22 protein-coding genes and 1 rRNA gene are annotated in these 19,849 nt (G+C 72.2%); 9 read left to right on the forward strand and 14 right to left on the reverse strand.

Going from position 1 to position 19,849, the window contains the following annotated elements; all coding sequences use genetic code 11:
• A 5S ribosomal RNA gene (gene rrf, locus ACF09E_RS20555) occupies positions 1 to 95 on the forward strand; the annotation flags it as partial.
• 97 nt (positions 96 to 192) lie between these two features.
• Here the strand turns inward: rrf and ACF09E_RS20560 are convergent.
• Genes ACF09E_RS20560 through ACF09E_RS20575 form a run of 4 tightly spaced genes read right to left on the reverse strand, consistent with a single transcriptional unit; the run spans position 193 to position 3,838 of the window.
• Positions 193 to 861: a response regulator gene (locus ACF09E_RS20560; protein WP_388792127.1), complete on the reverse strand. Its 669-nt coding sequence runs from the start codon at positions 859 to 861 to the stop codon at positions 193 to 195.
• The gene (locus ACF09E_RS20565; RefSeq protein WP_392206426.1) at positions 858 to 2,111 is read right to left on the reverse strand and encodes a sensor histidine kinase; all 1,254 of its coding nucleotides are present in this window, start codon (positions 2,109 to 2,111) and stop codon (positions 858 to 860) included. Before ACF09E_RS20565 ends, ACF09E_RS20560 begins: the two co-directional genes overlap by 4 nt.
• Positions 2,112 to 2,123: 12 nt before the next feature.
• Positions 2,124 to 2,939, reverse strand: a complete 816-nt coding sequence (locus ACF09E_RS20570) for an ABC transporter permease (protein ID WP_392206427.1) — start codon at positions 2,937 to 2,939, stop codon at positions 2,124 to 2,126.
• The gene (locus ACF09E_RS20575) at positions 2,936 to 3,838 is read right to left on the reverse strand and encodes an ABC transporter ATP-binding protein (protein WP_392206428.1); all 903 of its coding nucleotides are present in this window, start codon (positions 3,836 to 3,838) and stop codon (positions 2,936 to 2,938) included. Before ACF09E_RS20575 ends, ACF09E_RS20570 begins: the two co-directional genes overlap by 4 nt.
• A gap of 135 nt (positions 3,839 to 3,973) precedes the next feature.
• Here ACF09E_RS20575 and ACF09E_RS20580 point away from each other — a divergent pair, with 135 nt between their 5' ends.
• Complete coding sequence (locus tag ACF09E_RS20580; RefSeq protein ID WP_361861231.1) at positions 3,974 to 4,531, forward strand: GNAT family N-acetyltransferase; 558 nt, start codon at positions 3,974 to 3,976, stop codon at positions 4,529 to 4,531.
• A 39-nt stretch (positions 4,532 to 4,570) separates the two neighbouring features.
• Here the strand turns inward: ACF09E_RS20580 and ACF09E_RS20585 are convergent, their stop codons facing one another.
• The gene (locus ACF09E_RS20585) at positions 4,571 to 4,972 is read right to left on the reverse strand and encodes an HGxxPAAW family protein (protein WP_392206429.1); all 402 of its coding nucleotides are present in this window, start codon (positions 4,970 to 4,972) and stop codon (positions 4,571 to 4,573) included.
• Positions 4,973 to 5,070: 98 nt separating this feature from the next.
• On the opposite strand from ACF09E_RS20585, the gene ACF09E_RS20590 reads away from it, so the two are divergent.
• The gene (locus ACF09E_RS20590) at positions 5,071 to 5,550 is read left to right on the forward strand and encodes a MarR family transcriptional regulator (protein ID WP_361861225.1); all 480 of its coding nucleotides are present in this window, start codon (positions 5,071 to 5,073) and stop codon (positions 5,548 to 5,550) included.
• 78 nt (positions 5,551 to 5,628) lie between these two features.
• Here the strand turns inward: ACF09E_RS20590 and ACF09E_RS20595 are convergent, their stop codons facing one another.
• From ACF09E_RS20595 to ACF09E_RS20620, 6 genes are all read right to left on the reverse strand, one after another.
• The gene (locus ACF09E_RS20595; protein WP_392206430.1) at positions 5,629 to 7,356 is read right to left on the reverse strand and encodes a type VI secretion protein; all 1,728 of its coding nucleotides are present in this window, start codon (positions 7,354 to 7,356) and stop codon (positions 5,629 to 5,631) included.
• Entirely contained in the window at positions 7,357 to 8,757 is a 1,401-nt protein-coding gene (locus ACF09E_RS20600; protein ID WP_388792141.1) for an ATP-binding protein, read from the reverse strand.
• 20 nt (positions 8,758 to 8,777) lie between these two features.
• Positions 8,778 to 10,331 carry an SCO6880 family protein gene (locus ACF09E_RS20605; RefSeq protein WP_392206431.1) on the reverse strand — a complete coding sequence of 518 codons (1,554 nt, stop codon included), beginning with the start codon at positions 10,329 to 10,331 and terminating at the stop codon, positions 8,778 to 8,780.
• The gene (locus ACF09E_RS20610; RefSeq protein ID WP_392206432.1) at positions 10,328 to 11,638 is read right to left on the reverse strand and encodes a hypothetical protein; all 1,311 of its coding nucleotides are present in this window, start codon (positions 11,636 to 11,638) and stop codon (positions 10,328 to 10,330) included. The genes ACF09E_RS20605 and ACF09E_RS20610 overlap by 4 nt, the downstream gene beginning before the upstream one ends.
• Complete coding sequence (locus ACF09E_RS20615; protein ID WP_392206433.1) at positions 11,628 to 12,464, reverse strand: hypothetical protein; 837 nt, start codon at positions 12,462 to 12,464, stop codon at positions 11,628 to 11,630. Before ACF09E_RS20615 ends, ACF09E_RS20610 begins: the two co-directional genes overlap by 11 nt.
• Positions 12,465 to 12,591: 127 nt before the next feature.
• Positions 12,592 to 12,900, reverse strand: a complete 309-nt coding sequence (locus ACF09E_RS20620; RefSeq protein WP_017242359.1) for a hypothetical protein — start codon at positions 12,898 to 12,900, stop codon at positions 12,592 to 12,594.
• A 324-nt stretch (positions 12,901 to 13,224) separates the two neighbouring features.
• On the opposite strand from ACF09E_RS20620, the gene ACF09E_RS20625 reads away from it, so the two are divergent.
• Positions 13,225 to 14,253: an NlpC/P60 family protein gene (locus ACF09E_RS20625; protein ID WP_392046953.1), complete on the forward strand. Its 1,029-nt coding sequence runs from the start codon at positions 13,225 to 13,227 to the stop codon at positions 14,251 to 14,253.
• Between the two features lie 301 nt (positions 14,254 to 14,554).
• The gene (locus ACF09E_RS20630) at positions 14,555 to 15,277 is read left to right on the forward strand and encodes a phosphatase PAP2 family protein (RefSeq protein WP_361848490.1); all 723 of its coding nucleotides are present in this window, start codon (positions 14,555 to 14,557) and stop codon (positions 15,275 to 15,277) included.
• A 19-nt stretch (positions 15,278 to 15,296) separates the two neighbouring features.
• On the opposite strand, the gene ACF09E_RS20635 is transcribed toward ACF09E_RS20630, so the two are convergent.
• Positions 15,297 to 15,461, reverse strand: a complete 165-nt coding sequence (locus ACF09E_RS20635; protein WP_392206434.1) for a hypothetical protein — start codon at positions 15,459 to 15,461, stop codon at positions 15,297 to 15,299.
• Between the two features lie 132 nt (positions 15,462 to 15,593).
• Between ACF09E_RS20635 and ACF09E_RS20640 the strand changes: the two genes are divergently transcribed.
• Both ACF09E_RS20640 and ACF09E_RS20645 read left to right on the forward strand, forming a co-directional pair.
• A complete protein-coding gene (locus tag ACF09E_RS20640; RefSeq protein ID WP_392206435.1) occupies positions 15,594 to 16,430 on the forward strand; it encodes a hypothetical protein in 837 nt (278 codons plus the stop codon).
• Between the two features lie 117 nt (positions 16,431 to 16,547).
• Positions 16,548 to 16,733 (forward strand): hypothetical protein, encoded by a 186-nt coding sequence (locus ACF09E_RS20645; protein ID WP_361848499.1) that lies wholly within the window; start codon positions 16,548 to 16,550, stop codon positions 16,731 to 16,733.
• Between the two features lie 49 nt (positions 16,734 to 16,782).
• Here the strand turns inward: ACF09E_RS20645 and ACF09E_RS20650 are convergent, their stop codons facing one another.
• Entirely contained in the window at positions 16,783 to 17,136 is a 354-nt protein-coding gene (locus tag ACF09E_RS20650) for a metal-sensitive transcriptional regulator (RefSeq protein ID WP_392206436.1), read from the reverse strand.
• A gap of 192 nt (positions 17,137 to 17,328) precedes the next feature.
• Here ACF09E_RS20650 and ACF09E_RS20655 point away from each other — a divergent pair, with 192 nt between their 5' ends.
• Both ACF09E_RS20655 and ACF09E_RS20660 read left to right on the forward strand, forming a co-directional pair.
• Entirely contained in the window at positions 17,329 to 17,949 is a 621-nt protein-coding gene (locus ACF09E_RS20655; protein WP_015035093.1) for a DUF47 domain-containing protein, read from the forward strand.
• A gap of 6 nt (positions 17,950 to 17,955) precedes the next feature.
• On the forward strand, positions 17,956 to 18,954 hold the full coding sequence (locus tag ACF09E_RS20660; protein WP_361848505.1) for an inorganic phosphate transporter: 999 nt from the start codon (positions 17,956 to 17,958) through the stop codon (positions 18,952 to 18,954).
• 117 nt (positions 18,955 to 19,071) lie between these two features.
• Here ACF09E_RS20660 and pstB read toward each other — a convergent pair whose 3' ends face one another.
• A complete protein-coding gene (pstB, locus tag ACF09E_RS20665; RefSeq protein WP_121830846.1) occupies positions 19,072 to 19,848 on the reverse strand; it encodes a phosphate ABC transporter ATP-binding protein PstB in 777 nt (258 codons plus the stop codon).
• Position 19,849: the final 1 nt, after the last annotated feature.

Below are 19,849 nucleotides of genomic sequence, written 5' to 3' on the forward strand. Positions count from 1 at the left end.
AAACGCCCGGTTACATTCCGAACCCGGAAGCTAAGCCTTTCAGCGCCGATGGTACTGCAGGGGGGACCCTGTGGGAGAGTAGGACGCCGCCGAACGATCATTGTGGGAAAGCCCCGCACCGACATGGTGCGGGGCTTTTCTGCGTTTACGGGCCGGTGAGGTCGAGGGGCCCTTTCGGGCCCCTTTCGCGGTTCAGGACGGGGTGACCAGCTGGGTGTCGTACGCCAGGATCACCGCCTGGACGCGGTCGCGGGCACCCGTCTTCGCCAGGATGCGGCCGACGTGGGTCTTCACCGTCGACTCCGCGAGATGCAGACGGCCGGCGATCTCGGTGTTCGTCCAGCCCCGGCCGATGACCGTGAGGATCTCCCGTTCCCGCTCGGTCAGGGAGGCGAGGCGGGGGTCCTCCGGCTGCGGATCCGCCGTGGGGGACGCCGGCAGGTGGTGGATGTAGGCGTCCAGGAGGCGGCGGGTGAGGCTCGGGGCGACGACCGCGTCGCCGCTCGCGACCGCGCGGACGCCGGCGAGGAGCTCCTCCGGCTGGGCGTCCTTCACGAGGAAGCCGCTGGCGCCGGCGCGCAGACCGTCGTACGCGTACTCGTCCAGGTCGAAGGTGGTGACGATCAGGACGCGGGTGCGGGCGCCCGTGGCGACGATCCGCCGGGTCGCCTCGATGCCGTCGAGACCCGGCATCCGGATGTCCATGAGGACGACGTCGGGATGGTGCCGGTCGACCAGCCGGATCGCCTCGGTGCCGTTCGAGGCCTCTCCGACGACGGTCATGTCGTCCTGGCTCTCCAGCAGCATGCGGAAGCCGAAGCGCTGCATCGGCTGGTCGTCCGCGATGAGAACGGTCGTCACGAGGGGGAGTCCTCCCGGGGGAGTCTGAGGGAGACGCGCCAGCCGCCGGTCGGCAGCGGACCGCAGGCGAGGGTGCCGTCGTAGAGGGCCGCGCGTTCACGCATGCCCGTGAGTCCCTGGCCGGGCGGGGCGGACGGACGGGGGAAGGGGGCCGGGGCTCCCGTGTCGGTGATCTCCACGCGCACCTCTCCCGGCGGGTAGGCCAGGAGGACGGTGGCCGTCGCGCCCTCCCCGGCGTGCTTGAGGGTGTTGGTCAGGGCCTCCTGCACGGTCCGGTAGACCGTCAGCTGGGCGCCGGGGGTGAGGAGTCGGGCGGTGGGGGAGTCGTGCCGGTCGAGCCGCACCGGCAGGCCGGCCTTCCGTACGCCGGTGATCAGGGCGTCGAGGTCGGCCAGGGTGGGCTGGGGGTCGCGGGCCGCCTCCGGCTCGTCGTCGCGCAGGACGCCGAGCAGGCGGCGGAGGTCGGCGAGGGCCTCCCGGCTCGTCGTGCCGATGGCTTCGAGGGCCTGCCCCGCGCGCTCGGGGTGCCTGGCGGCGGCGTACCGGCCGCCGTCCGCGAGGCCCGTGATGACCGAGAGGTTGTGGCCGATGATGTCGTGCATCTCCCGGGCGATGCGGGTGCGTTCGGCCGCCGCGGCGAGCCGGACCTCCTGGTCGCGCTCGATCTCCAGGCGGCGGGCCCGGTCGACCAGGGCGGCCGTGTGGTCCCTGCGGGCGCGGACCGCGATGCCGAGCAGGGCGACGAGCGCGTACGTCCACAGGGTGGGGACGACGTGCTGGTCCCAGCTGCCCCGGGGGAAGCGGACCGCGCCGGTGACCAGGGGCGGGACGAGGAGGGCGAAGGCCCACAGGAGGGCGCGGGGGCGGCGGGTGAGCGCGAGGTGGAAGACGGGGATCAGCTGGAGGTAGGCGGCCTGGAGGAAGGCGCCCGAGGCCGCGCTGACGAGGGCCGCGCAGGCCATCACGGTCAGGACGGCCGCCGGGTGCCGGCGGCGCCCGTACAGCGGGAGGGCGAGGACCAGGCTGAGGGTGATCACGAGCCAGGACGGGACGGACGGATCGGGGGCGGTGTTCCGCCAGCCGCCCGCCGCGTCCGTGAGGGCCGCCGCCGTCCAGAACAGGGTCAGGGCGGTGTCCCAGGCCCAGGGGCGGCGGGCGTCGGCGGCCCGCAGCGCTGCCGGCAGCCGCTGGACGGAGCGGCTGAGGCGGGTGGTTCCGTCGGTCGTCTCCCGTGCCGTCTCCGTGGTCACGTGATCATCTCCTCATACATCCCGGCGCTTGAGCAACAGTGCGGGGAGCGCGAGTGCCGCGGCGGCCCAGAGGAGCAGGGCGAGGAGGGCGGTGCCGGGGCCGGCCGCGCCGGGGAGCGGGGTGGCGGAGCCGAGGGAGCCGGCGGCCTGGGTGGGGAAGTACCGGACGGCCGTCTCCATCGCCTCGTACGGCAGCATCCCGAGGACCTCGGGGAGGATCATCACGCCGCCGACGAAGGCGCCGATCGCGCCGGGGACGGAGCGGAGTGCCGCGCCGAGGCCGAGGGCGACGACGCCGAGGAGGGTGGTGCCGGCGGCGTTGCCCACGAGGGCGGCGAGGACGCCGTCGTCGGTGAGGGAGGCGGCCTGGTCGGTGTCGGAGAGGAAGACCTGCGCGGTGAGGAAGGTGATCAGGTTGGTGACGGTGGTGAGGGCGAGGACGGTGCCGGTGTAGACGGCGGCTTTCGCCGCGAGGAGGGGGAGGCGGGTGGGGACGGCGGTGAGGGAGGCGCGGATCATGCCGTTCGCGTACTCGCCGGCCGTGACCAGGATGCCGAGGACGGCGAGGGCGATGGCGCCGAGCTGGCTGCCGTAGAGGGTGAGGACGACGGTGTCGACGTCGGAGTCGCCTCCGTCGGAGGTGTAGGTGGTGCCCATGAGGAGGCCGACGCCGAGGACGAGCGCGGTGGCGGTCAGGACGGTCGTCCAGGTCGAGCGGACGGTCCGGAGCTTGTGCCATTCGGAGCGCAGTACGCGCGCGTGGGTGAGGCGGGGGGCCGTGGCGGGGGTCGGCTCGGTCGGGGCGGTGGCGCGGGTCGCGGTGGTCATGCGGGGGCTCCCTGGTATTCGACGGAGTCGTGGGTGAGGGCCATGAAGGCCTGTTCCAGGGAGGGGGCCCTGGGGGTGAGTTCGTGGAGGGGGAGGCCGTGGGCGGCGGCCGTGCGGCCGATCTCAGGGGCGTCCGGGCCGGTGACGAGGAGGGTGTCGGGGGCCTCCTGCGTGATGGCGGCGCCGGGGAGCAGGTTCCGCAGCCGGTCGGCCTCCGGGGTGACGACCTTGACGGAGGCTCCGCCGGCGGTGCGGACGAGTCGGTCGACGGTGGTGTCGGCGAGGAGCCGGCCCTTGCCGATGACGACGAGGTGGTCGGCGGTGAGGGCCATCTCGCTCATCAGGTGGGAGGAGACGAGGACGGTGCGGCCCTCGGCGGCGAGGGACTTGAGGAGGGTGCGGATCCAGAGCACGCCCTCGGGGTCGAGGCCGTTGACCGGCTCGTCGAGGACGACGGTGGCCGGGTCGCCGAGGAGCGCGGCGGCGATCCCGAGCCGCTGGCCCATGCCGAGGGAGAAGCCCTTGACGCGTTTGTCGGCGACGTGGGCGAGGCCGCTGAGGGTGAGGACCCGGTCGACGCGGGCGCGCGGGATGCCGTGGGTGAGGGCGAGGGCGGTGAGGTGGTGGCGGGCCGAGCGGCCGGGGTGCACGGAGCGGGCTTCGAGGAGGGCGCCGACGCGGGTGAGCGGCGCGGCGTGGCGGGCGTACGGGAGGCCGTCGACGGTGGCGTGGCCGCGGGTGGGGGCGTCGAGGCCGAGGATCATGCGGAGGGTGGTGGACTTGCCGGCGCCGTTGGGGCCGAGGAAGCCGGTGACGGTGCCGGGCCGGACGGTGAAGCTGAGGTCGTGGACGACGGTGGTGTCCCCGTACCGCTTGGTGAGGTTCTCTGCTCGGATCATGCCTCCGACGCTAGGGAGCGGGCGGGGGGTGTTCGTCCGACCTGGGGCGGGAGGTGGGGCGGGGGCGTGGTACCGGGGTACGACGGGGCGGAAAAGCCCTTGTCAGGGGGGTGGTGCCGACCGGAGGATCTGCGCATGGACTTCTCGATACGTGTCATCCGCGCCGACGAGTGGGAGCGCGCCCGTGAGATCCGGCTCGCCGCCCTGCGCGATCCGGTCGCCCACCTGGCGTTCCTGGAGACGTACGAGACGGCGGTGCGGCATCCGGACTCGTTCTGGCAGGAGCGTACGGAGGGGGCGTCCGCGGCGGGCGGCGGGAAGGTGCGTCAGTTCGTGGCCGAGGCCGCGGACGGGAGGTGGGTCGGCACGATCTCGCTGCTGGTGGAGCGGCCGGACGACGAGGTGCGTTTCGGGGAGCCGGCGAAGGTCGGCCAGACGCACATCGTGGGGGTGTACGTGCGGCCGGAGGCGCGGGGGACCGGCGTCGTCGACGCGCTGTTCCGTGCGGGGATCGAGTGGTCCTGGTCGCTGGAGGAGCCGGTCGAGCGGGTGCGGCTCTACGTCCACGAGGAGAACGCGCGGGCCGCGGCCTTCTACCGTCGCTTCGGTTTCGGGGCCACGGGGCAGCGGGTGGGCGTGCCGGGGCACGAGACGGCGATGGAGGTCGAGTACGAGGTGCGGCGGGCTTCCTAGGGGCCTGGGGGGCCGGTCGGTCGGCCGGGGCCCCGGCCGTCAGGAGGTCCTGGCGGTCGCCGTGCGGTGGGGCGGGGTCGGGTTCAGAGGCGGCCGGGGGCCGGTCCGGGGCGCGGCCGCGTCCCGTGCGGTGGCGGGCGTGCGGCGGCCGGCGAGACGGCAGCCGAGGCAGTCGGGGTGACCCCGGCGGGCGGTGGTGTCGCGGACCCGCCAGTCCCACTGGTCGGCGGGGCGCGGGCCGGAGGGCTTGCCCCAGCCCGCCAGGTGGAGGGCCCAGGCGGTGGCGGCGGCGAGGACGACGAGGGCCGCGCCGAGCCACAGGGCGGGGGAGAGGCCGAGGCAGAGGCCGACTCCGGCGACGGCGGTGCCCAGTCCCGCGACGGTGGTTCCGGTCCAGCCGGCCAGGGTGTGGCCGAGATCGACGTCGCCGTGGGCACTCATGGTTGCTCCCGTGGGGGTGTCAGGGCAGGCAGGATGAAGGCGTCGACGTGAGCATTTATCTCACGAGCTAATTAACTTAGATGCTAAGGAGTCTCTGCGTGGAGGGCAAGAGCCGTCCCCCGGTCACCGTCGGCGAGGCGATCCACCGGATGGACGCGTACGTGGCGCTGGGACTCATCGGCCAGCAGGAGGTCGCGCAGGCACTCGGCCTCAACGTGACCGACCTGACCTGTCTCGGACACGTCCTCGGCGCGGGTGACGACCCGCTGTCGGCCGGAGACCTGGCCGAACGCGTCAACCTCACCACCGGCGCCGTCACCGGGGTGCTCAACCGGCTGGAGAAGGCCGGATACGCCCGGCGGGCCCCCGATCCGGCCGACCGGCGGCGGGTCCGCGTGGTCCCGGACCCGGACGCCGCCGCCCGGGTCGTCGCGCTCTACCAGCCGTTCTACGCCCGGCTGGAGGAGGTCTTCGCCCGGTACACGCCGGAGGAGACCGCCGTCATCGCCGACTGGTTCACCCATGCCGCCGACGCCGCGCGCGCCCATCTGCACGCCCTGCGGGGCCGGGTCGTCTGACCCCGGGCGGTACGAGGGGCGGGGCGGGGGAGTCAGGACGGGGTGGTGCGAGACGGGGGTTCGCCAGGAGGCGGGGCGTCAGAGCCGGGGCGTCAGGAGGCTCTCCGGCCAGCGCGAACGGGCCTGCTCCGGGGAGCGCATCAGGGCCAGGGTCGGCAGGCCCTGCCGGTGGCCGGCGGCGAGGAGCTCCGGGAGCTGCGGGAGCGGGGCCACCGCGGCGACGTCGTCCAGGACGAGGGTCAGTGGTGGGTCGAGCCGACCGTCGGATGACCGTGCGGCCATGCGGCGGCCGTGCTCGACCACGCTTGCGGCGAGCGCCGTCAGGAGCGGCATCGCGCCGGGGTGGGTGCGGGGGTCCTCGATGGACTCCCCCACCACGTAGAGGGTGCCCCCTTCGGGGAGGAAAGATGCCAGCGCCAGCGAGTCGGTTCGATTCGGGGTGCACGCCTCCCGGATGTGGACCGAGGAGAGCGAGGCCAGCGCACGGGCCGTCAGTTCCTGTGCGGTACGGCGGCTTTCCGGGTGCGCGGTGAGCGCGGATTCGAGCAGCCCCGCGTGACCGGAGGCCGCCTTGGGGTGGCTGCGGAGGATCCGTACCGGCTCGTGGGCGCCGGCGCCCTGGGCCCAGCGGTGCACCTGGCGGAAGGGACGTCCGTCGACGGCGGCGGCGTGCAGCCAGCAGCGGAGGAGCGTCTCCGCGGTGTCGGCGGTGGCCGCGTCCAGCCGGGAGTGCGGGCGCACCGGGGCCAGCAGGGCGACCGCCCGCTCCGCGGCGACGGCCGGGTCCTCGCAGTGCTCGGAGGGGGACCAGTGGAGGCGCGCGGGCGTGTCGCACAGGTGGCCGGGATCGTGGACGAGGACCGGGCCGAGCTTGCCGCGGGCGTCCTTGGTCGCGGCCCAGAGGGCGGGGTCCGAGGTGACGACGAGGACCGGGCCCTCGGCGTCCCGGACGGCCTGGACGGCTGCCGGGCGGCGGGCGTCCGGGGGGCCGTAGAGGGTGCGGAGGGGGCCCGCGGCGCCGGGGACGGCGGCGGCGACCGGGGAGGGGTCCGCGGTCGGGGCCGGGACGGGGGCAGGGGTGGGCGGCGCCGGGGGGCTGGGGGGCACGGGGATCGGGGCCGTGGGCGGCTCCGGGGCGTACGAGGCCGCCGGGCGGCGGGGGGCCGGGGGAGCGGCCGGGCGGCGGACGGGCGCGTCGTGCGGGGAGTCCTTGTGCGTGGGGTCGCCGTGTTCGGGGTGGCCGCGTTCGGGGTGGGTGTGCGCGGATGCGCCGGGTGCGGAGGCGCGGTGCGCGGGCGTCTCACGTACCGGTCTGCCGTGGACGGGCTCCTCGGGGGACGGTTCCGCGTGCGCGGGCCTCCCCGGTGCGCGCCTCCCGGGTGCGGACTTCTCGTACGCCCCGTCCCGGGTGGCCCGTGCCGGCGCCTCGTCCGTCCCGTACACCCCCGCCCTCCGGTTCGCCCGGACCGCTCGCCAGCGGGCCACGGTGCCCAGGACGAAGACCGCGAGGACGAGGAGGATCATCGCCTCGCCGATCAGCAGGCCCCAGAACAGGCCGTATCCGGAGAGCTGTCCCGGCGGGGTCGTCGGCCAGGCGGCCGCGAGGTCCGTCGGCGCGGTGGCCAGGGAGCGCAGGGCCGCCGGCGTGCCCGTGTAGGCGACGCCCCGCGGCCAGGCGCCGTGGGAGAAGAGCCCCGCCAGGCCGGTCGCCGTCCACACCAGGACCGTGAGGCCGAGGAGGAGGCCGAACAGGCTGAGCAGCAGCCCGTCGGAGATTCCTCCCCCGCCCTTCCGTGCCGGTTCCACCTACGCCACCGTCGACTGCGAGCTGCCGTTCATCTGCTGCTCGATGAGGATCGCGCGCTGCTCCGTCTCCCATTCGAGGTCCGGATCGCCGGTGGGGTCCGAGGCCTCCGTCATGGCGCGGTCGGTGTAGACGAGCGGGCGTTCCCGTTCGGTGATGAGGTGCTTGACCACCTGCACGTTGCCGTTGACGTCCCAGACCGCGATGCCGGGGGTGAGGGTCGGGATGATCTCGACCGCCCAGCGGGGCAGGCCGAGGACCCGGCCCGTGTTGCGCGCCTCGTCCGCCTTCTGGGCGTAGATGGTCCGGGTGGAGGCCATCTTGAGGATCGCGGCGGCCTCCTTCGCCGCCGCTCCGTCGACGACGTCGGAGAGGTGGTGGACGACCGCGACGAACGACAGGCCGAGCCGCCGGCCGAACTTGAGCAGCCGCTGGAACAGCTGCGCCACGAACGGGCTGTTGATGATGTGCCAGGCCTCCTCGACGAGGAAGATGCGCTTCTTCCGGTCGGGGCGGATCCAGGTGTGCTCCAGCCAGACGCCGACGATCGCCATGAGGATCGGCATGGCGATGGAGTTGCGGTCGATGTGGGACAGGTCGAAGACGATCAGGGGCGCGTCGAGGTCGATGCCGACGGTCGTCGGGCCGTCGAACATGCCCCGCAGGTCGCCGTCGACCAGCCGGTCCAGGACCAGGGCGACGTCCAGGCCCCAGGCCCGTACGTCGTCTATGTCGACGTTCATCGCCTCGGCGGATTCCGCCTCGGGGTGGCGGAGCCGCTCCACGATGTCCGTGAGGATCGGCTGGCGGTGGGTGGTGTGCTCGACGACGTACGCGTGCGCGACCTTGAGCGCGAAGCCGGAGCGCTCGTCGAGGCCGTGGCCCATGGCCACCTCGATGATCGTCCGCAGCAGCGCGAGCTGACCGGTCGTGGTGATCGACGGGTCGAGCGGGTTGAGGCGGATCCCGGAGTCGTTGGCGACCATGGGGTCCAGGCGGATGGGGGTTATCCCCAGCTCCTGCGCGATGAGGTTCCATTCGCCGACGCCGTCCTCGCCCTGCGCGTCGAGCACCACGACCTGCCGGTCACGGAAGCGGAGCTGGCGGAGCACGTACGTCTTCTCCAGCGCCGACTTGCCGTTTCCGGACTCGCCGAGGACCAGCCAGTGAGGGGCGGGGAGCTGCTGCCCGTACAGCTGGAAGGGGTCGTAGATGTACCCCTTGCCGCTGTAGACCTCGCGGCCGATGATCACGCCGGAGTCGCCCAGGCCGGGGGCGGCGGTCGGCAGGTAGACGGCCTGCGCCTGCCCGGTGGAGGTGCGCACGGGCAGGCGGGTCGTCTCCACCTTGCCGAAGACGAAGGAGGTGAAGGCGTCGGTGACGACGGACAGCGGATCTCGCATGGGTCTGTGCCCCTTCGGCCCTAGCGGCGGATGCCGGTCGCGAACGGCAAGGTGTTCACAAAGGCCCGGTGGTGCTCGCGGTCGCACCACTCCAGCTTCAGATACGACTTGCCGGCGGAGGCCCTGATCGTGCGCTTGTCCCGGGCCAGGGCCTCGGGCGAACGCGACGACACCGTGATGTACCCGACGAGGTTCACTCCGGCAGCGCCGCTGGCGAGATCTTCACCCCGCTGGTCGAGCCGGCCGTGGGCGGCGATGTCGCGCGGGTCGACCGTGCGGTTCATCTTGGCGGCGCGGCTGGCGTCGGCCTCGTCGTTGGTCTTCTCGGTGAGCATCCGCTCGATGGCGACCTCGGTGGGCTCAAGGTCCATGGTCACGGCGACGGTGCGGATGACGTCCGGGGTGTGGACGAGCAGCGGGGCGAGGAAGTTGACGCCCACGGGGGTCATCGGCCACTCCTTCACCCAGGCGGTGGCGTGGCACCAGGGGGCGCGGGTGGAGGACTCGCGGGTCTTGGCCTGGAGGTACGTCGGCTCCATCGCGTCCAGCTCGGCCGGCCAGGCGTTCCGCTTGGTCATGGCCTGGATGTGGTCGATGGGGTGGTCCGGGTCGTACATGGAGTGCACGAGGGAGGCGAGCCGGGACTGGCCGAGGGGCTGGCGGACGCGGATGTCGGCCTCGGCGAGGCGGGCGCAGATGTCGGTGAGCTCGCGGGCCATGACGACGGCGAGGCCGGCGTCGCGGTCGAGCTTGCGGGCGCCGGAGGCGTGCTTGGCGGCGCGGGCCATGGCGTTGGCCTCGGCGGCGAGTTCGCGCGTGTAGTGCATGCAGGCGACGAGGTAGGCGCGGTGCTGCTCGCTGGAGGTGGAGACCATCGACTGGAGCTGGTCGTAGGACTCCATGAGCCACGCGGGCGCGTTCGGGTCGCCGCGCTGGCCGACGTCCTTGGCATGGGCGTCGGGGTCGGCGGGGAGGGTGCGCGCCAGCATCTGGAGGCGGGTGACGAAGCCGTCGCCGTTGGCGACGTGCTTGAGGAGGGTGCCGAAGCGGTCGACCAGGGCCTCCTGGTCCTCGCTGTCGCGCAGGCCGACGCCGGGACCCTCGATCTCGATGGCGGCGGTGACGGTACGGCGGTCGGCGTGCAGGAGGACGGCGATCTCGTCGGGGCCGAAGGGCGCGGCGAGCCAGCCGACGCGGCCGATGCCGGGCGGCGGGCCGACCTCGACCTCGCGGCCGTCGAGGCGCGTGCCGGCCTCGGAGACGACGGAGCGGTAGGCCGTGCCGCGCTTGAGCATCCGCTTGTAGCTGCGGTTGATCTCGAACCACTTGTAGAACGTGCGGTGCTTGTACGGGAGGTACACGGCGGCGATCGCGAGCATCGGGAGGCCGGCGAGGAGGGCGATCCGCAGGGGGAGGAGGGGGACGAGGAGTCCGCTCATCATGCCGAGGAAGGCGCCGACGATGATCAGGGCGATCTCGCCGGTCTCGCGGTTCTTGCCGACGATCGCGTTCGGCCGCGCGCGGCCCACGAGATACGTACGGCGGGGCGCGACCGGCTGGGACTGGGTCGTCAACGCCCTGCACCTCCAGAGTTCTTGCGGCTACTGTGCGGGGTTCCCGCGGTGGGACTGCTGCTGCGGGGGGACGGTGGGGGAGTGGCGCCGCCGCCTCCGCCGCGGCTGCTGTGGGCGGCCATGCCGCCGGACACGGGGTTGGCGGGGCGGGCGGGCTGGGCGCCCTGGCCGCCGCCGTCGCCGCGGGCGCTGTGGGTCTTGATGCCCTGGGACACGAGGGAGGCGGGGGAGGAGATGACGGCGGCGGCCGTGTTCTCCCCGGCGCGGTGGAGGCGGTTGTTGCGGGAGGCCGCGATCTCGTCGCCGAAGCCGGGGACGAAGCGGTAGATCATCGCGGAGGCGAAGATCGCGAGCAGGATGATCGCGAGGCCGGAGACGACGGCGGAGAACGAGTCGGGGCCGGTTCCGGAGGAGAGGGCGCCGGCGAGGCCGAGGACGATGACGATGACCGGCTTGACCATGATGATCGCGATCATGATGCCGGCCCAGCGGCGGACGTGGCCCCACATGTTCTTGTCGACGAGGCCGGAGTAGACGACGACGCCGAGGAGGGCGCCGACGTACAGCATGACGGCGCGGAGGAACAGCTCCAGGTAGAGCACGCCCGCGGCGATCACGGTCACCAGGGAGACGATGATCAGCATGATGGGGCCGCCGCCGATGCTGTCGCCCTTCTGGAGGGCCTCCTTGAAGCTGCCGAAGAAGACGTCGGTCTGCTGGTCGGTGCCGGAGGCGATGACCTCGGTGACGGCGTCGGTGGCGTTGACGACGGTGTAGAGGATCAGGGGGGTGAAGGCGGAGGCGAGGACCGTCAGCCAGAGGAAGCCGATCGCCTCGGAGAGCGCGGTGGTGAGGGGGACGCCCCGGATGGCGCGCTTGGCGACGGCGAGGAGCCAGAGGAGCAGGGTGAGGACGGTGGAGGCGGCGAAGACGATCGCGTACCGGCCGAGGAACTCGGTGTTGGTGAAGTCGACGTCGGCGGTCTCCTTGACGGCCTTGGAGAGGTAGTCGACGGTGGCGATGGCGGCGTCGGCGAAGCCTCGGGCGAGGGAGCTGAGGGGGTCGACGGCGGAGGTGGGGTCGGTGGCGGGGGTGTTGGCGCCGCCGTTCTGGCCCTGCTCGCACAGCTCCCTGGCCTGTCCCACGATGAGTTCGCAGCGGCTGTCCCCGCTCGGGGACGGCGTCGGCGCGGTCGGCGTCGGGGTGGGCGCCGCCTGAGCCGTCGCGAGGGGCAGGAAGGGTGCGGCGAGGAACGCGGCGGCGAGCGTGACCGTCACGCGGCCCACCAGGCTGCGGCTAGCGGGCATAGGTGAAGCCTCCGTATCCCTCGACGGCCTCGGCGATGTCGTCGGCGACGGAGGCGCGGTTGTCGCCGTTGACCGGGGTCGGGCCCTCGCTCTGGCTGGACGACGCGATCCGCCAGTCGCCGTCGACCCAGGTGAGCTTCTGGGTGAGCGTGAACCAGGTGGACGTGACGGGCTTGGTCGAGCCCGTGCCGGCCAGGCCGACCAGGCCGGTGCACCAGACGTCGACCGTGGCGGAGGTGTCCGTGACCGCGCGGATCTTGGCGCCGACCGGGACGGTGCGGGACACGAAGGTGAGGCCCGCGGGCGCGGCGCCGTTGGCGTCGAGTCCGATGCCGGTCAGGAACGCGGTCGAGTAGGAGGTGTCCAGACGTGCCACCAGGTCGTCGGCGACGGCCGGATCGTGGGTGGCGCGGATGATCTCCTCGCGGGTGGCGTCCTGGAACATCTCCGCCGACCCCAGCGCCACCGCATAGTTCGTCGCCGCGCTCTGGGCGCCCTGTTCGTCCTGGGTGTAGCCCGTGGGGATCCGGCCGTTCTTGCCCGTGACCGGGCGGACGCCCGTCGCGGCCGTGGGGGCCGCGGTGCCCGGGGTGTCGGAGGAGGAGCCGGCCGGGTCCGTCGGGTCGCCGCCGCCGCGGTTGGCGAAGGCGATCGCCGCGACGAGGAGGACCACCACGCCGACGACCGTGATGAGGGAGCGCGAGCTGCGGACGGGGCGGCGGGGGCCGCCGTACACGTCGCCGCTGTTGCCCTCGGGCAGGCGGGTCCGGGTCTGGCCCGAGCCGCCCACGCCGCCGAAGCTGTCGTGCTCGTCACCGGGACTCATGCCGGGAACGCCCCCTCACTGGTTCGCGGTACGGGCAGTACGGGCGGTGCTGCAACATGGCTGGTCTTGCTCGTCTTGCTGGACATCTGGGGAGCGCATTCTCAGGAGGTCGCCGTCCGACGGGGCGTCAGACCGCCATCCCGTACACGATGGTGAAGAGCGTCCCCAGGGAGCCGATGATGAAGACGCCGGTCAGTCCGGCCACGATCAGGCCCTTGCCCTGCTCCGCGCTGAAGGTGTCGCGGAGGGCGGTCGCGCCGATGCGCTGCTTGGCCGCTCCCCAGATGGCGATGCCGAGGCAGAGCAGGATGGCCACCGCCATCACCACCTCGATCATGATCTTGGCCTCGGCGCCCAGGCTGCCGAAGGGGCCCCAGTTCGGGGCGATTCCGCCGATGATGGTGGTGATGTCGCCTTTTTCTGCCGCCAGGTACATGTAACTCACCGCCCCTGTATGGGTAGTTCGTCGCCCCTGCCGGACGGCATGGGTCATCGCCCTATCTTCGCTGATGAAACCGCCCGCGTGTGACGGCTTGGCGGCTCTCTTTACCCGATCCCCGCACATCTGACCGACTTGACCGTCTTGACCTGCGGCGGTCTGGCCGGTTTCTATGCAAAGAAGCGTATCGTCACTCTGTGTATCACGGAGAGTGACTCCGAGCAATGATTGTCGTTGTTGCACTCTTGGGGCGGTGTCGGCGGCCCACCGCCTAGACTCCCTCCCGGGGGCGTACTGCCATGAGCCGAGGGGTGGTTGACGGTGCGTAGGGCCGGCAAGGCGTGGCTGGTGGCCGGTGGGGCCTTCGGGGTCTGCCTGAGCTTCGTCGCACTGCTCGTCGTCGGCACGTTCTCGGCCGCGGCCGGTCTCGCCGGCGGCGCGGGCAACGGCGCGAACGGGAACGTGGCGCTCGCCAAGGGCGCGGTCCCGGCCCTCTACCAGGGGCTCGTGCAGCGCTGGGGCAACCTCTGCCCCGCCATCAACCCGGCCCTGCTCGCCGCCCAGCTCTACCAGGAGAGCGGCTGGAACCCGCGGGCCGTCTCCTCGGCCGACGCGCGGGGCATCGCCCAGTTCATCCCCGGCACCTGGGCCAGTCACGGGGTGGACGGCGACGGGGACGGCGACCGGGACATCTGGGACCCCGAGGACGCGATCCCCTCGGCCGCCTCGTACGACTGCGAGCTCGCCGGCTACGTGAAGAACGTGCCCGGGGACCCGGCGAGCAACATGCTGGCCGCGTACAACGCGGGCGCGTACCGGGTCATCAAGCACGGCGGGGTGCCGCCCATCAGCGAGACCCGGAACTACGTGCGCATCATCAAGTCCCTGGAGAAGAGCTTCGCCCGGCCCCTGGGCCGGGTCGACCCCTCCCGGCAGGCGGCCGGCGCGATCCACTACGCGCAGGGGAAGCTCGGCACCCCGTACCTCTGGGGCGGCACGGGCACCGCCGCGCAGAACGGCCGGTTCGACTGTTCCGGGCTCACCCAGGCCGCGTACGAGAGCGTCGGCATCCGGCTGCCGCGCGTGGCCAACGACCAGTACAACGCCGGTCCGCACCCCTCGCGCGAGGAGCTGCTCCCGGGGGACCTGGTCTTCTTCTCCGACGACCTGACCAACTCGCGGGCCATCCGGCACGTCGGCATCTACGTCGGCGGCGGCTACATGATCGACGCGCCGCGCACCGGTGCGGTGATCCGTTTCGACCGGATCGACACCCCGGACTACTTCGGGGCGACCCGGGTCACCGCGGAGGGCGCGGCGGCGCTGCCGACCCATCTCCCGCAGCCCTGACCGGAGCAGACGGACCGTCGACCGCCCGGCCGCGGACGGCCGGACGGCACGCCGGGCGCCCGCTTCAGGGCCCCTACGGACGGGCCGCCGGCCGGGTGCGCGCACCGCGGGCGTACCGGACATGGCCGGAACTCTCCGTCATGCACAGGCCCTGAGCTGCGGTGAACCGTCACTCTTCGATAACGTCGGCATGATCCACCGGAGAGATCGGAACATGTGCCTCAGGCGGTTCGTTCCCGATCCGACCGCTCTGACCACGGGGGTTGGAACACACAGACACGAGAGCAAGGGGCCTCAGCAGATGGCTGGACTCGCATCGGACGGTTCGAACCCCGATGTCAGCCTGCTCTACGACATCAACGGGCTGGCCAAGGCCGCACCGCCGTGGTTCGACCGCGTCATGGGGTTCGTCGGCGAGTACGGGATCATGCTCGCGATGGCCCTCGTGGTCCTGTGGTGCTGGTGGAGCGTGCGCCGCCGCGGCACCCTCGCCGACTCCGTCTCGGCCGTCGCCGGCCTCGTCTGGGCCCCGCTGGCCGCCGGCATCGCCCTCCTGGTGAACATCCCCATCCGCGGCTTCGTCGAGCGCCCCCGGCCCTTCCGGGACCACCAGGGGCTCGAGGTCCTCGTCGCCGGGAAGACCGACTTCTCCTTCGTCAGCGATCACGCCACCCTGGCGATGGCCCTCGGCGTCGGCGTCTTCGTCGCCCACCGCCGGTTCGGGCTCGCCGCGATCGGTCTCGCCCTCGCCGAGGGCTTCGCGCGGGTCTACATGGGGGTCCACTACCCCACCGACGTGATCGGCGGCCTCGCCCTCGGGACGGCCGTGGCGCTGCTCCTGGCCCCGCTCGCCCTCGCCCTGCTCACCCCGGTGGTCTCCGCCGTCGCCCGCTCCCGCCGCTGCGCGGGCCTGGTCCGCTCCCGCCGGGCCGAGCCGGCGCGCCACCCCGAGGCCGTCGACATCCCCGAGCCCCGCATCGGCGGGCCCGCCCAGGGCCCCGGGCACAACGACCTCGCGGCCTGATCCGGGCCGGAGAGCGGGGCTACGCCTCCGGTTCCGCCGCCGTCCGCAGATGGTCCGCCGCGTCCGTGCGGGCCCGGTCGCGGGACCTCCGGGCCGGGCCCGTCCAGCCGCAGCTGCAGCGGGCCAGCGCGAACGAGCCGCGCTCCGACGTCGTCGTGGTGTGGGGAGAGGACTGCGCGTGCACCTCACCACCGTACTGCGCGTGACGGCTCGCCCCGACCGTCGTTATGAGGTGCGGGTGTCCCCAGGGCCCGCAGGGTCCGGGGAAGGGCGTGTCCCGGGCGAACAGCGGTGAGGCGTTGGGGGTTTGCAGGCGATGGTGGTGCAGCTGAGGTACGGGCGCCCGGGCGCCCTCGGGAGCGGGACGCTGGCCGTCACCGCCGTCCTGGTCGGCTCCCTCGTCGGGGCCACGGGGTGCGCCGCCCCCGAGGAGCAGGGGCCCGCGGTCGACCCCGCCCTCGCCGTACGGAACGCCCCCGACGCGCTGGCCAGGGCCGGCACCTCCAAGGCGAGCACCTCCATGGAGATGGCCGCCGGAGGGACCAGGGTCACCATCCGCGGCGAGGGAGGCTACGACTTCCGGCGCCGCACCGGCCGGCTCCAGGTGGTGCTGCCGAAGGACGCCGCCGGGACCAGTGAGCACCGGCCGATCACCGAGCTGCTCACCCCCGGCGCCCTCTACATGAAGAACCGGGGCGCCGGGGTGCCCGCCGACAAGTGGGTGCGGGTGGACACCACCACCCTCGACGACGGGAACCTCGTCACGGGCGGGGCCACCGACCCGGCCGCCGCGGCCGAGCTCCTCCGCGGGGCCCGGCAGGTCGTGTACCTCGGGGAGACCGAGCTGGCCGGGGTGAAGGTCGGCCACTACCGGGGCGTCGCGGACATCGCGCACGCCGCCCGGGTCGCCGCGCCGCAGCTCCGGGGCGCGCTGGCCGCGGCGGCGAAAGGGTTCACCACGGACACCGTGCCCTTCGACGCGTACCTCGACGGCGAGGGGCGGCTGCGGAAGGTCCGCCATCAGTTCAGCTTCAGCAACCAGGGCCGTACGGTCGCCGTCGCGTCGACGACGCTGCTGTACGGCTTCGGGATCCCCGTCACGGTGACGCTGCCGGACCGCCGGGACATCTACGCCGGGAAGATCAAGGCCTGACCTGGACCGCCGCCGACGGGGCCATCGGCAAATGGCCCGGACGTGTCATGCGCGGTCCGTGTCCCCGTCCCTACGCTGGGAGACCGCTGGGAGACCGACGCCGGCAGGAAGAGGTGGATGCGCGTGGCCCCGCCCGGTACAGCAACCGTGACCGCAGATCCGGACTGCGTCGCCCTCGCCGAGATCGAGCTCTGCGGCGAGCTGATCATCGCCGCGTCGGCCGCGGACGGGGAGCGGCTCAGCGCGGACCGGATCGACGAGGTGCTGAGGGTGGCGGTGGGGCGGGCCGTGGAGGACCTCTGACGGAGCGGCCCGGCTCGCCGCCGCGCGCCCGAGGAGCGCGGCGGAGGCCTCAGGTGCGCATCATGCGGGCGATGGCCTTGGTGGCCTCCTCCACCTTGGCGTCGATGCCCTCGCCGCCCCTGGCCGCGGCGTCCGCGACGCAGTGCCGCAGGTGCTCCTCCAGGAGCTGGAGGGCGAACGACTGGAGCGCCTTCGTCGAGGCGGAGACCTGCGTGAGTATGTCGATGCAGTAGACGTCCTCGTCGACCATCCGCTGGAGACCGCGGATCTGGCCCTCGATGCGGCGGAGCCGCTTGAGGTGCTCGTCCTTCTGCTTGTGGTAGCCGTGCACGCCGTGCTCGTGGTCGGCCGCGACGGCCTCGACGGGCTCGGAGGTGACCTGGTCCGCCTCGGTGGTCGTCATGGCGTCCTCCCGTTGTCCATTAAGGGGGTGTATACCCCTCGTGGGTATATGGTACCGATCCCCGCCGGTCCGGGCGGGGGCCCGTGCAGTTCACTGTGCCTGATGGGCGACACTGAGAGACGCCGGTTAGCCGTGGCCGGATGATGCGCCTAGCATCAGCCTGACCGAAACCCAGCACCCCGAGGACCTCACGTGCGATTTCGTCTGACCCCCAGGGAGACGAGCTTCTACGACATGTTCGCCGCGTCCGCGGACAACATCGTCACGGGCTCGAAGCTCCTGATGGAACTGCTCGGAGCGGAGCCTTCCGCCCGGGCCGAGATCGCGGAGCGGATGCGGGCAGCGGAGCACGCCGGCGACGACGCGACCCATGCCATCTTCCACCAGCTGAACTCCTCGTTCATCACGCCGTTCGACCGCGAGGACATCTACAACCTCGCGTCCTCCCTCGACGACATCATGGACTTCATGGAGGAGGCCGTCGACCTGGTCGTCCTCTACAACGTCGAGGAGCTCCCCAAGGGCGTCGAGCAGCAGATCGAGGTGCTGGCGCGGGCGGCGGAGCTGACCGCCGAGGCGATGCCGAACCTGCGGACGATGGCCAACCTCACCGAGTACTGGATCGAGGTCAACCGTCTGGAGAACCAGGCCGACCAGATCCACCGCAAGCTGCTCGCGACGCTCTTCAACGGCAAGTACGACGCCATCGAGGTGCTGAAGCTCAAGCAGATCGTCGACGTGCTGGAAGAGGCGGCCGACGCGTTCGAGCACGTGGCCAACACGGTGGAGACCATCGCGGTCAAGGAGTCCTGAGGCTTCGTGGACACCTTTGCTCTGATCGTGACCATCGGTGTCGCGCTCGGCTTCACCTATACCAACGGCTTCCACGACTCGGCCAACGCGATCGCCACCTCGGTGTCGACGCGTGCGCTGACCCCGCGGGCGGCCCTGGCCATGGCCGCCGTCATGAACCTCGCCGGCGCCTTCATGGGCAGCGGGGTCGCGAAGACGGTCAGCGAGGGCCTGATCGAGACGCCGCACGGCGACAAGGGGATGGGCATCCTCTTCGCCGCGCTGGTCGGCGCGATCATCTGGAACCTGGTGACCTGGTACTTCGGTCTGCCGTCCTCCTCCTCGCACGCGCTGTTCGGCGGCATGGTGGGAGCGGCGCTGGCCGGCGGCACGGAGGTCATCTGGGGCGGCGTCCTCGACAAGGTCGTCATTCCCATGTTCATCTCGCCGGTGGTCGGCCTGGTGGCCGGTTACCTGGTGATGTGCGCGATCCTCTGGATCTTCCGCAAGGCCAACCCGCACAAGGCCAAGCGCGGCTTCCGCATCGCGCAGACGGTGTCCGCGGCCGGCATGGCGCTGGGCCACGGTCTGCAGGACGCGCAGAAGACGATGGGCATCGTGGTGATGGCCCTGGTCATCGCCGACGTGCAGCAGGCCGGCGACGACATCCCGGTGTGGGTGAAGATCGCCTGTGCCGTGATGCTCTCGCTCGGCACGTACGCGGGCGGCTGGCGCATCATGCGGACGCTCGGCCGGAAGATCATCGAGCTGGACCCGCCGCAGGGCTTCGCGGCGGAGACCACCGGCGCGTCGATCATGTTCGGCTCCGCGTTCCTCTTCCACGCGCCGATCTCGACGACCCACGTCATCACCTCCGCGATCATGGGCGTGGGTGCGACCAAGCGGGTCAACGCGGTGCGCTGGGGCGTCGCCAAGAACATCATCCTCGGCTGGTTCATCACCATGCCGGCGGCGGCCGTGGTCGCGGCCGGAAGCTTCTACGTGGTGCAGCTCCTCTTCGGCTGACGAGGGGCTCCGCCGGCCGTTCGCCGCGCGGACCACGTGATCGGGCCCGGCTCCCCTGGGGGGAGCCGGGCCCTTCGTCTAACGGTGGCACCGCCATGCAGCACCGTAGACGAGTCTCTATCCGAAGCGGCCGGAGATGTAGTCCTCGGTCGCCTGGACGCTCGGGTTGGAGAAGATGCGCTCGGTGTCGTCCAGCTCGATCAGCTTGCCGGGCTGGCCGACGGCCGCCAGGTTGAAGAAGGCCGTACGGTCCGAGACGCGGGCCGCCTGCTGCATGTTGTGCGTCACGATGACGATCGTGAAGCGCTCCTTCAGCTCGCCGATGAGGTCCTCGATCGCGAGCGTCGAGATCGGGTCGAGGGCCGAGCAGGGCTCGTCCATCAGCAGGACGTCGGGCTCGACCGCGATGGCGCGGGCGATGCACAGACGCTGCTGCTGACCGCCGGAGAGGCCGGAGCCCGGCTTGTTCAGGCGGTCCTTGACCTCGTTCCAGAGGTTGGCGCCCTTGAGGGACTTCTCGACGATGTCGTTGAGCTGGGACTTCTTGTACTTGCCGTTGAGCCGCAGGCCCGCCGCCACGTTGTCGAAGATCGACATGGTGGGGAAGGGGTTCGGGCGCTGGAAGACCATGCCGACCGTACGGCGTACGGCGACCGGGTCGACGTTCGTGCCGTACAGGTTCTCGTCGTCCAGCATCACCTTGCCCTCGACGCGGCCGCCGGGGGTGACCTCGTGCATCCGGTTGAGGGTGCGCAGGAAGGTGGACTTGCCGCAGCCCGAGGGGCCGATGAAGGCCGTCACGGAGCGGGGCTCGACGGTCATCGAGATGTCGTCGATCGCCTTGTGGGCGCCGTAGTACGCGGAGAGGCCGCTGACGTCGATTCGCTTGGCCATA

It is taken from the genome of Streptomyces sp. NPDC014891 (assembly GCF_043081085.1).
Taxonomy (GTDB): domain Bacteria; phylum Actinomycetota; class Actinomycetes; order Streptomycetales; family Streptomycetaceae; genus Streptomyces.

Bases quoted from the DNA above. Each gene is read 5' to 3' on its own strand.
- ACF09E_RS20580 (WP_361861231.1), top strand. From the start codon at position 3,974: ATGGACTTCTCGATACGTGTCATCCGCGCCGACGAGTGGGAGCGCGCC.
- ACF09E_RS20650 (WP_392206436.1), bottom strand. From the start codon at position 17,136: ATGACGACCACCGAGGCGGACCAGGTCACCTCCGAGCCCGTCGAGGCC.
- ACF09E_RS20570 (WP_392206427.1), bottom strand. From the start codon at position 2,939: ATGACCACCGCGACCCGCGCCACCGCCCCGACCGAGCCGACCCCCGCC.
- ACF09E_RS20600 (WP_388792141.1), bottom strand. From the start codon at position 8,757: ATGCGAGATCCGCTGTCCGTCGTCACCGACGCCTTCACCTCCTTCGTC.
- ACF09E_RS20645 (WP_361848499.1), top strand. From the start codon at position 16,548: ATGCGCGTGGCCCCGCCCGGTACAGCAACCGTGACCGCAGATCCGGAC.
- ACF09E_RS20640 (WP_392206435.1), top strand. From the start codon at position 15,594: ATGGTGGTGCAGCTGAGGTACGGGCGCCCGGGCGCCCTCGGGAGCGGG.
- ACF09E_RS20575 (WP_392206428.1), bottom strand. From the start codon at position 3,838: ATGATCCGAGCAGAGAACCTCACCAAGCGGTACGGGGACACCACCGTC.
- ACF09E_RS20620 (WP_017242359.1), bottom strand. From the start codon at position 12,900: ATGTACCTGGCGGCAGAAAAAGGCGACATCACCACCATCATCGGCGGA.
- pstB (WP_121830846.1), bottom strand. From the start codon at position 19,848: ATGGCCAAGCGAATCGACGTCAGCGGCCTCTCCGCGTACTACGGCGCC.
- ACF09E_RS20585 (WP_392206429.1), bottom strand. From the start codon at position 4,972: ATGAGTGCCCACGGCGACGTCGATCTCGGCCACACCCTGGCCGGCTGG.
- ACF09E_RS20615 (WP_392206433.1), bottom strand. From the start codon at position 12,464: ATGAGTCCCGGTGACGAGCACGACAGCTTCGGCGGCGTGGGCGGCTCG.
- ACF09E_RS20610 (WP_392206432.1), bottom strand. From the start codon at position 11,638: ATGCCCGCTAGCCGCAGCCTGGTGGGCCGCGTGACGGTCACGCTCGCC.
- ACF09E_RS20630 (WP_361848490.1), top strand. From the start codon at position 14,555: ATGGCTGGACTCGCATCGGACGGTTCGAACCCCGATGTCAGCCTGCTC.